General features: G+C 57.6%; 11 protein-coding genes. All 11 read right to left on the bottom strand.

What is annotated here, in order from left to right:
* Nucleotides 1–71 precede the first annotated feature (71 nt).
* Nucleotides 72–311: an RNA-binding S4 domain-containing protein gene (locus tag QU660_RS09760; RefSeq protein WP_009532892.1), complete on the bottom strand. Its 240-nt coding sequence runs from the start codon at nt 309–311 to the stop codon at nt 72–74.
* Nucleotide 312: 1 nt separating this feature from the next.
* Nucleotides 313–588, bottom strand: a complete 276-nt coding sequence (locus QU660_RS09755) for an HU family DNA-binding protein (protein ID WP_304946308.1) — start codon at nt 586–588, stop codon at nt 313–315.
* Nucleotides 589–616: 28 nt separating this feature from the next.
* The gene (gene mfd, locus QU660_RS09750) at nt 617–4,015 is read right to left on the bottom strand and encodes a transcription-repair coupling factor (protein WP_304946307.1); all 3,399 of its coding nucleotides are present in this window, start codon (nt 4,013–4,015) and stop codon (nt 617–619) included.
* Nucleotides 4,012–4,587 (bottom strand): aminoacyl-tRNA hydrolase, encoded by a 576-nt coding sequence (gene pth / locus QU660_RS09745; RefSeq protein ID WP_304946306.1) that lies wholly within the window; start codon nt 4,585–4,587, stop codon nt 4,012–4,014. Before pth ends, mfd begins: the two co-directional genes overlap by 4 nt.
* Before the next feature lie 80 nt (nt 4,588–4,667).
* Complete coding sequence (locus QU660_RS09740) at nt 4,668–4,826, bottom strand: rubredoxin (protein ID WP_304946305.1); 159 nt, start codon at nt 4,824–4,826, stop codon at nt 4,668–4,670.
* A 125-nt stretch (nt 4,827–4,951) separates the two neighbouring features.
* A complete protein-coding gene (locus tag QU660_RS09735; RefSeq protein WP_304946304.1) occupies nt 4,952–5,755 on the bottom strand; it encodes a putative ABC transporter permease in 804 nt (267 codons plus the stop codon).
* Nucleotides 5,756–5,829: 74 nt separating this feature from the next.
* The gene (locus tag QU660_RS09730; protein ID WP_304946303.1) at nt 5,830–6,078 is read right to left on the bottom strand and encodes a DUF1858 domain-containing protein; all 249 of its coding nucleotides are present in this window, start codon (nt 6,076–6,078) and stop codon (nt 5,830–5,832) included.
* A 120-nt stretch (nt 6,079–6,198) separates the two neighbouring features.
* The gene (locus QU660_RS09725; protein WP_304946302.1) at nt 6,199–7,578 is read right to left on the bottom strand and encodes a uracil-xanthine permease family protein; all 1,380 of its coding nucleotides are present in this window, start codon (nt 7,576–7,578) and stop codon (nt 6,199–6,201) included.
* An 18-nt stretch (nt 7,579–7,596) separates the two neighbouring features.
* Nucleotides 7,597–8,811 (bottom strand): sensor histidine kinase, encoded by a 1,215-nt coding sequence (locus tag QU660_RS09720; RefSeq protein ID WP_304946301.1) that lies wholly within the window; start codon nt 8,809–8,811, stop codon nt 7,597–7,599.
* A 21-nt stretch (nt 8,812–8,832) separates the two neighbouring features.
* Nucleotides 8,833–9,504 carry a response regulator transcription factor gene (locus QU660_RS09715; protein WP_304946300.1) on the bottom strand — a complete coding sequence of 224 codons (672 nt, stop codon included), beginning with the start codon at nt 9,502–9,504 and terminating at the stop codon, nt 8,833–8,835.
* Complete coding sequence (locus tag QU660_RS09710; protein ID WP_304946299.1) at nt 9,501–10,124, bottom strand: GTP pyrophosphokinase; 624 nt, start codon at nt 10,122–10,124, stop codon at nt 9,501–9,503. The genes QU660_RS09715 and QU660_RS09710 overlap by 4 nt, the downstream gene beginning before the upstream one ends.
* Between the last annotated feature and the right edge of the window lie 47 nt (nt 10,125–10,171).

The following is a 10,171-nucleotide window of genomic DNA, read 5'->3' as shown; positions in this document are numbered from 1 at the left end:
CAATTTCCGCACGGACATAAAAATGCGCCGCCTGTGTGACAGGCGACGCTGCTTTTGCCGTGAGCACGGGCTCACAGATAACGAAACAATTCTTTTGCTTCTTCTTTCTTGGTGGTCTCCGCGAGGTCCAGGACCTCTGCCTTGACGGTGCGCTGTCCGAAGAGCAACTCAAGAACATCTCCCTTTTTCACTTCGTAGGATGCCTTGACTGCCTTTCCGTTCACGAGCACACGACCCGCATCGCAGGCCTCATTCGCAACCGTGCGGCGCTTAATCAGCCGAGAGACTTTCAGAAACTTGTCAATCCTCATTTTAGGCGTTGACTGCGTCCTTGAGAGCCTTTCCTGCCTTAAACTTCGGAGCCTTCGCAGCGGCGATCTTCATGCTCTCACCGGTTCTCGGGTTTCTGCCCTCGCGTGCAGGTCTCTCGGAAATCTCGAACGTTCCGAAACCGACAAGCTGGATTTTCTCTCCCTTCACAAGCTCCTGTTCGACAGTCTCCGTGAATGCCTTCAGAGCAGCCTCGGCGTCCTTCTTGGAAATCTCTGCCTTCTCTGCGATCGCAGCAACCAACTCGGTCTTATTCATTCTTGAATCCTCCTGTGATATCTTTCGATTACTCTTTACTTTTATAGCGAGGCTCTCCCGCCTTGTCAATATCCAAGCGCCCTTTTTCGGGTAAAAGCGCCTCAAAATGCGCGAAAAGAGCCAAAGTTTCGCGCAGCATTGCGTCTTCGGCAAGACTTGTCCCCTGTTTCGTGAGCAAAAACTCGACCGGCCTCTGGGGACGCACCGAAAGATGTCCGGCGTATTCGGAGAGCAGGGCGGGCAGTTTTTCCGTGTCAAGCACCGCGTCTTCCCGCATGATGACCCGGGTGCTCTCCCGCTTGATGCGCACTTCGGCGGCCCTGACACGTTCGGCCGAAGCGCGTATCCGTGCGATGAGCAAAAGATTCGTGACCTCGATCGGCATATCGCCGAAGCGGTCTATCAGCTCGTCCTGCATTTCCCGCTCATCCTCCTCCGTTTGAATCAGTGCGATTCTCTGGTAGAGATCCAGCTTCTGTTCCTCGCTCTTCACATAGCTATCCGAAATGTAGGCGCTCGCCTCCGCCTCGACCGAGGCGCTCAGGTGCTCCTCTTCCTCCTCTTCTCTGCCGGTCAAGCGGCGCACCGCCTGATTCAGAAGTTTGCAGTAGAGGTCGTAACCGACTGCCTGCATATGGCCGTGCTGCTCGGCGCCGAGCACATTGCCCGCGCCGCGAATCTCCAGATCCCGCATGGCGATTCGTATACCGCTGCCGAGCTCCGTGAACTCGCGGATTGCGCGAAGTCGCTTTTCCGCCTCTTCGCGGAGCAGCCTGCCGCGCTGGTAGAGCAAAAAGGCATAGCCGATGCGAGAGGAGCGCCCGACACGCCCCCGGAGTTGATAGAGCTGCGAGAGGCCGAAGTGATCTGCCTGCTCGATAATGATGGTGTTGACATTCGGAATGTCCAGACCGGTCTCGACTATGGTCGTCGTGACCAATACATCGATCTCACCGTTCATAAAGTCGAGCATGATGCGCTCTAACTCCTTCTCCTGCATCTTCCCGTGCGCGTAGGCGACCTCCGCCTCCGGCAGTTCCGCCGCAAGCCGCGCCGCAATTTCGGGCAGCCGGCTTATTTTATTGCAGACATAGTAGACCTGACCGCCCCGGTTCAGCTCGCGCTGCACGGCCTCCCGCACGATGGCGTCGCTGTGCTCCATCACATAGGTCTGGACCGGCTGACGGTCCCTGGGCGGCTCGGAGAGTACGGAGAGCTCTCGTATGCCCGCAAGACTCATGTGCAGGGTGCGCGGAATCGGCGTGGCCGTCAGCGTCAACACATTGACATCCTTCCGCAGCTGCTTCACCTTCTCCTTGTGCGCGACCCCGAAGCGCTGCTCCTCGTCGATGATCAAGAGTCCCAGCTTATGGGGTTTGATGTCCTTTGAGAGCACGCGGTGCGTGCCCACCAGGATATCGACCGTGCCCCGCTCGAAATCCGCAAGGGTCTTTTTTTGCTCGGCGGCGCTCCGGAAGCGGCAGAGGAGGTCGATGCGCAGCGGAAAGTCTTTGAGCCGCTGCGAGAAATTGTTGTAGTGCTGCTGAGCGAGTATGGTGGTCGGCACGAGGAAGATGACCTGATAGCCCTCCTGCACCACCTTAAAGGCCGCGCGGAGCGCAATTTCGGTCTTGCCGTAGCCCACGTCGCCGCAAATCAGGCGGTCCATGATTCGTCCCTCTTCGAGGTCCGCCTTGACATCCGCAATCGCCTGCAGCTGGTCCCCGGTCTCCGCGTAGGGGAAGAGCTCTTCGAACTCGGTCTGCCACACCGTATCCGGCCCGTAGCGATGCCCTTTCTCCTTGAGCCGCGTCGCGTAGAGGGTCACCAATTCCTTTGCGATTTCACGGACGGCGCGCTTAACCCGCGTCTTGGTCTTGCCCCACTCCGGACTCCCGAGGCGGTTTAGACGCGGTACCGCTGCCTCCGCCGACGCGTACTTCTGAATCGCGTCGAGGCGGGTCGCCGGGACATAGAAGTTATCGCCGTCCTTGTATTCGATTTTGATGTAATCCCGCGCGACACCGTCGGTCTCTATCTTCTCGACCCCGCGGTAGATGCCGAGGCCGTTCTCCTCGTGCACCACATAGTCGCCGACCGAGAGTTCCGAGAGCGCCGAGATATGACTGCCCGCCTGCTCGCTTTGCTTTCTCCGCTTTTTCTTTTCTTTTCGCCGCCCGAAGAGATCGCTCTCCGCAAGGAGCGCAAAGCGAATCAAAGGATATTCAAAGCCTCGGTGCAGCTTGCCGCTGAGCAGCATAATGGATCCCGGCTCAGCGACCGGCAGCTGCTCCTCCGTCTCGTCCGGACAAAAGGCCGAGAGCTCATAGTTTTGAAACGCTTCCGCGAGTCTGCGCGCACGGGTGCGCGAAGGCGTCATCAAAATGACAGACCAGCGCTCTCTCCGGTAGCGCCTCAGGTCTTCGATCAAGAGTTCAAAGTTACCCGGGAAGCTCGCAACGGCCTTCGCCGCAATTGAAAATTCCGCGCGTATCGTGAACTCCGGAATGCGGCTGTCGAGGCCCGCCAGGCAGAGGGTCGCACTGCTCTGAAGGTCTTCCCAAAGGAGGGCGGCCGAGACAATGGCCTCCGCTGTCTTTTCGCCCTCGGCCCTGCCTTCGGCGCTCGCGAGATATTCCCGCTCCACCTCGCGCGCACGCTCGAGAAGACGTGCCGGCTCATCGAGTATGAGGAGTGACTTGTCCCCGGAAAAATAGCGCAAAAAGGAGTCGCTGCCGCCGAGCAGTTCTTCCCGCGCAGGGTAAATGTGTACGCTCTCCAAGCCCTCGGTGGAACGCTGACTCTCCGGGTCGAAGCGGCGCATGGAATCGATTTCATCGTCCCAGAGCTCAATGCGTACCGGGGTCTCCTCCGTGACCGGAAAGACATCCAAAATGCCGCCCCGCACCGAAAACTGCCCGCGTCCGTCCACTTCCGCGCTCCGCTCGTAGCCGAGCGCCGCAAGTTGCTTCGCGGTCTCGCCGAGGTCGAGACGATCGCTCGCATGGATTCGGAGACAACGGCGCAAAAAGCGCTCCGGCGTTTCAAGCTTATCCATGAGCGCATCTATGGTCGTCACGACGAAGCCGCTCCCGCACTCCGCAATGCGGCGTCTCACATCGATGCGGACGGCGCTCAGTTCGTTGCTGCGCACATCCGCCGCAAAAAAGAGTAGGTCTTTCGCCGGATAGAACATGGCATCCGCGCCGAAGCTTAAGAGATCCTCATAGAGCTCGCGGGCGCGCAGCTCATCATAGGTCACATAGAGCTTGAGCGGGCGCTCTGCCGCGAGTACGGCTTCCGCAAACTGTCCCTTTGCGGCGTCCGCAAGCCCAGTGACCAGAACAGGGCCGCCCCGCTTCTTGAGTTTCTCTTCGAGCGCCCGGTAGACATCCAGCCCGTCCAGCGGATTCCGAAAACCGCTCATCCCTTCTTCTCTTTCCGATTCACTTCGTTCATTGCCTTGTCAACCCCGGATTCGAGAACCGTGAGCACTGCCTCGACCGCATCCGCATAGGCTTCTTCCATCTTTTCGGCGTCCTCTCCCTTTGCGCGCCCCAGCACATAGTCCGCAAGATCCCAGCCTGCGGGCTTACTGCCCACACCGACGCGAATGCGGACAAAATCCGCCGAGCCCAGATTGGAGATGATGGATTTCAAGCCGTTGTGACCGCCCGCACTGCCGCTCTTTCGAATCCGCAGTCTGCCCTCCGCGAGGTCAATGTCATCCGAAATCACGAGGATATGATCCGGGGTCACGCGATAAAAAGAGGCCGCGCTTAAAAGACTCTCTCCCGATAGATTCATATAGGTCTGCGGTTTTAAAAGCAGCAGCTTTTCTCCCGCATAAACGGCTTTCCCGGCGAGCGCCTTATGCTTTTTTTCCCAACTCAAAACCTGCAGGCGCTCCGCGAGGCGATCGATTACCTCAAAGCCCGCATTGTGTCTGGTCTTCTCATATTCCCGCCCGGGATTTCCGAGCCCCGCGATGATGTACATAGTTCCTCCTTCCGGACAGCGAAAACAGGGGCCTTGCAAGCGCAAAGCCCCCGATCTCTCTTGTCAGTTACTCTGAGGGATTAGTTCTCCTCCGAGAAGTCCTCCTTGCCGACGCCGCAGAGCGGACATACAAAATCCTCCGGAACATCTGCCCAAAGGGTTCCTGCCTCAATTCCGTTGTCCGGATCACCGGTCGTCTCGTCGTAAACATAACCGCAAACATTGCAAACGTACTTCATCTCAAATCTCCTTTCTGAATGCGCCCACCGGCGCTTGTGTAGCTGATTGTACTCTATGCGCTTCCGCTCCGCAAGTTGTCAGAACTCACGGAAATACGACACCTTTTCTCCACATTTTACTGCATTTAGTGGTTTTTTCCCTTCAGACGCTCTCTGAGTTCCTCCAAAAGCTCGGCATGACCGTTCGGACGCAGGGAGGGGAAGGCGTTTAAGAGGCGTCCGGTTCCGAAGAACTTTGTATGTCCCGCCCGCTTCTGTAAACGCGCAAAGCGCTGCTCGGCCGCCGCGCGCTGTCGGGTCAGTTCTTCGCTCGCGCGTATGCTGTCCTCGCCGATGCGCTGACTGAGGAGATCCGAGACCGCGCGTATGCGCTCGCTGATTTTTCCGAGTTCTCCCAGCTCCCGGCTGAGCTTATGCGCCGTCATAACGGAGGACACAAAGTCGACAAGAAGCGTCAGGTACAAAAAGACCAGTACCCAGCGCCCCAAGACAAAGGGGATGAGCCCCACATAGCCGCGCACTATCGGGTGCACAATGCGTATCATAAACACGGTCCCGAGACCCCAGAGCACGCTGAAACGCAGGCAAATGTAACCGTGAAACTGAAAGGGTTCCTCGCTGTAATCCCACCAGCGCGCGTGAAAAAAGGTATTCAAGAGCCAGCCCCCGATCAATTCGATTGTTGTCGCAAACGCCATGCCCACTGCCAGAAGCCCGGGCAGACCGACCGTCTCTTCCTGCCCCGGTGCCAGTCGGTTCATGAGTAGACAGATGGCAAGCATGCCGAAGCCGTAAATCGGACAGACCGGGCCGTTTAAAAACCCGCGGTTTATGATTTTCCCGAGTTTCAGGGCGTGAAATGCAACCTCGACCACCCAGCCGAGAAACGCGTAGATACAGAAATACCAGAGCGCCTGATAAAGACTCATGCCTCCCCCTTCCGCCGCAATGCGGCATACAAAAAAAGCCCGCGAAGGTCTTCCCTGTGCGGGCTTCAAAGCACTTACTCCGCCTTGCCGGCTTCCTTCTGGCTTTCCTGGAACTGCAGGTACTCGTTCACATAGTCGACAACCTCATCCGCATTCATGCCGTGCACCATGCTCGCATCCTGCAGAGACTCTGCCTGCGAAGCCGGGCAGCTGATGCAGCCCATGCCGCACTGCATGAGCGCAAATGCCGCATCCGGGTACTTGCTGATGATTTCTCCGACCACCATATCCTTTGTTACATAAACCTTCTTCTCATCTGCCATGTTTTGCTCCTTCTATGCCTCAGGCGGCGCACAAAGCGGCCGCGGCATTCTTGACGATTTGGATTCAGATTGATTCTACCACAGCTGTCACAGGTACCGCAAGTGCTCCGGCAACAGCGCTTACTTCTTCAGCGAGACGCCGCGCATTGCATCGCCGCGCTTGTTCTCGCCGAAGTGGTAGTCGTTTCCGGGCAGGATTGCATTCAGAAGCACACCCGCAATCGAAGCGATGGCAAGTGCGGTCAGCGTAATCGGGGTACCGAAAACCGTAAAGCTAAGGCCCTTCGAGAAACCGAGACCCGAGACCAGGATGACCGCGGCAATGATGAGGTTACGGCTATTCGAGAAGTCTACGCGGTTCTCGACCACGTTACGGACACCGATGGCCGAAATCATACCGTAGAGGATAAAGCTGATGCCGCCGATAATGGCCGTCGGCAGCGAGGCGATGACCGCCGCAAAGCGCGGCACAAAGGAAATCAGAATCGCGTAGACCGCCGCGAGACGTATGACCCGCGGGTCGTAGACCTTCGAGAGTTCCAGCACACCGGTGTTCTCACCGTAGGTCGTGTTCGCCGGGCCTCCGAAAAAGGCGGACAGTGCCGTCGCCAGGCCGTCGCCGACCAAGGTTCGGTGCAGACCCGGGTCCTCGATGAAGTTTTCTCCGACAGTCGCGGAAATGGCCGAGAGATCTCCGATGTGCTCCATCATGGTTGCAATCGCAATCGGGGCCATCACGAGTATCGCAGTTAGATCGAACTTGCAGAGCTGAAACGGCGGCAGACCGACCAGTTTGCTGCTTGCAATGCCCGCAAAATCGATGATGGCCGAACCGTCCGCATTCTTCATGCCGAGTGCGACAAAGACCAGCGCCGCCGCATAAGAAATCAGAACACCCATCAGAATCGGAATGATGCGGAATATGCCCTTGCCCCAGATGTTAAAGACCACGATGGTGCAGAGTGCAATCAGCGCGAGCAGCCAGTTTTTCTCCGCCGAGGAGATGGCCGTTCCCGCGAGCGCAAGGCCGATGCAGATGATAATGGGGCCGGTCACGACCGGCGGAAGAAAGCGCATGACCCGCTTCACGCCGATCAATTTGATAATCGCCGCGAGCACCAGGTACAAAAGTCCCGCGACTACAATGCCGCCGCAGGCATAGGGCAGTTTTTCGCCGTAGCTCATGTTTGCGTATATCCCCGTGTTCAACTCCGCCACCGTCGCAAAGCCGCCGAGAAAAGCAAAGGAAGAGCCGAGGAAGGCCGGGACCTTAAACTTGGAGCAGAGGTGGAAAAAGAGGGTTCCGGCGCCCGCCATGAAAAGCGTCACCTGAACGGAAAGGCCCTCCCCGTGAAAATAACTGTTTACGAGTATGGGCACCAATACGGTGGCGCCGAACATCGCAAACATGTGTTGCAGGCCGAGGAGCAGCATGCGACCTCGCCCAAGCTCCCTCGCGTCGTAAATTGCATCCGCTTTCTTTTGATTCTGATTCTCCATTGCCTGTTTCTCCTTCTATCAACTTGGCAGTTGCACAATAAAATACATGACCTTGTCCCGCCAGAGAGCCCGTATCTGTCCCTTGTACATGCGGACAATGCCCTCGGCCATCGAAAGCCCGATGCCGTAGCCCTCTTTCTTACAGTTGTGGGACTTGTCCTCCCGATAGAAGCGGTCAAAGAAGCGACTGCAATCGACCTCCGCGCCCTCCGCGTAGTCGTTAGAAATCGTGAGTTCGCTGCCGCGCCTGCTTCTGCGCCGCGTGAGCTTAACCCGGACGGTTCCTCCCTTATCGCAGTACTTGACCGCATTGTCGAGCAGAATATTCACGAGCTCCGGGAGCTCTCGTTCGGTCGCGATTGCCGTGACCCCGTCCGCAACCTCCTCCGTGAGATGCTTGCCCTGCTGTTCCGCGACCGAGCGGAAGGCTTCGGTACCCTGCCGCACAGCCGCCGAGAAGCTCTGCCGGCTCAACTCCTTCTGAATGCCCTCCTCAACGCGGGTCAACACGATTAAGTCGTCCACAAGGCGGCTTAATCGCTTAACCTGGTGCATGATGCTGTCCGTCCACTCCGAGCTCCCGTTCATCATCTCGAGGAGCTCCGTATTCGCGGAAATCACCGCAATCGGTGTCTTCAGTTCATGGCTCGCATTCGTGATAAAGCGCTTCTGGCTCTCAATGTTTTTGACCACGGGCTCAACCGCCCGCGAAGAGAGGAAGAGCATGATAATGCCGAAAAAGAGTAAGACCGCCGCGCCGACCAAGGTGCTGTCCCGCGCATTGCGCGCGAGCTCCTTAAAGTCCTTGTTCGCATCGAGAAAACAGAGCAAAATCTTGTCTTCCCCGCTCCTGCGGGAATAGAAAAACGGTCTCCCGTCCGTGCGCAGCACGCCCTTATCCTTCTGCGCATGCAGCGCAAGCATGGAGAGCTCGTACACCGTCTCGGTCGACATGCCGTCCAGACTGAGAACCGGCGTCATTTCCCCGCTCGCGCTGTCGCAATTCACCGAAAAATAGCGCACCCCGCGCGGCAGTTCTCCCTCCTCCTCGGTGTTGCCGATGCGCCCCGGCAGGGCGCCGCCGTAGTAGCTGATGAGTTCCAGCGTATCCATACTGCTCTCATACAGAGAGAGATAGTTCATGCGGTTCACGAGCATCAGCACCAGAACCAGAACCGCAAACACCGCGCTGGTCGCGACCAGGACAAATTGCCGTTTCAATCGTTCCGCCATTGCCCTCTCACCTTCCGCAGCTCAGGCATCCCGCTGCCTGAGCACATAGCTGCCGCCGAGTTCCCCTTCGATTAAGAGGTCTGCCTGAATCGCATTCAGCTTCTGTCTGAGGTAGGAGATGTAGAGATAAAGTGTGTCGTCCCCTCTTTCCTCGCTCTCGCCCCAGACCTTTCGGAAGAGTTCGCTCCCGCCGAGCACCTTGCCCGGGTTACGCATAAAGAGCTCCATGAGCCTTGCCTCCTTGCTGCCGAGGCGCATACAGTTCTTTGCGATCAGCTCCTGTTCTCCGGTGTCCAGGGTCACATTGCCGAGCTCCAGCTTCTCGACCTGATAGCCGGAGCGCCGCGCGACACTCCGAATGCGCGCAAGCAGTTCCCGCATCGCAAAAGGCTTGGTGATGTAATCATCCGCACCGGCATCGAGTCCCGTGATTTTGTCCTCTATCTGCGTCTTTGCGGTCAGGATAATCATGGGGGTTCTGTCCCCGTCCGCACGGAGGGCCCGCACGACGGAAATTCCGTCCATCCGCGGCATCATCACGTCGAAGACCATGCAGTCATAACTCCCGGCGCGCGCCTTCCTGAGCGCCTCTTCGCCGTCGTAGGCGGGATCCGCCTCGTCTCCCTGATGACGGAGCACGGCGCAAACCGCGCGCGAAAGCTCCACCTCGTCCTCGGCAAACAAAAACTTCATACTTCCTCCTTCCGTATCAGGTTTCGTATGGTCTGCATCGAAAGATCGCAGGAGGCCAGATCGTCCGCGCAGCGCTTTAACTCGGCGGCAATCAGCGCGCGGTTCTCGCCCTCCCGCTTATAGTGCATCTCATGCTCAAGGCTCGCCCAGGAGTCCATGGCAATGGTGCGTATCTGCACCTCGGCAAAGAAAAGCCCCGGAATGCGACCGTACAAATCCGCGGTCTCGATTTCGCAGCGCAAAATCAAATGTAAACTCCGGTAGCCGCTCGGCTTTACATTCTGAATATAATCCTTTTCCTCATCGATTGCCACACCGGGCAGCGCCGCAAGCTTTGCCTTCACGCGGTAGATGTCGTCGACAAAGCGCGTCACTATCCGGAGTCCGATTGCATCCTTCATCTGATAGAGTGCGTTTTCCGTAGTCTCCGCGAGCCCCCTGCGCTTTAACTTTTCCCGCATGCTGGCCTCGGTCTTTAAGCGGCTGGTCAGATGCTCAAAGCACTTGTGCTTTCCCTCCCGCACCGCCTCCTCGTTCCAGGATAGGATTTCAAGCTCCAGCCTCTTTTTCAGCTCGAGCAGGGTCTCCGTAAACTTGCCGTAAATACTCGTCTCTGCCATCATTGCCTCTTTTCTCTTCGCTTGCGTTTCTGAGTCCGCTCCGCTAA

The sequence above is a fragment of the Stomatobaculum sp. F0698 genome, assembly GCF_030644385.1.
GTDB lineage: Bacteria > Bacillota > Clostridia > Lachnospirales > Lachnospiraceae > Moryella.
Note: the sequence above shows the minus strand (reverse complement) of the source record. Positions and strands in the feature narration are given on the sequence as shown.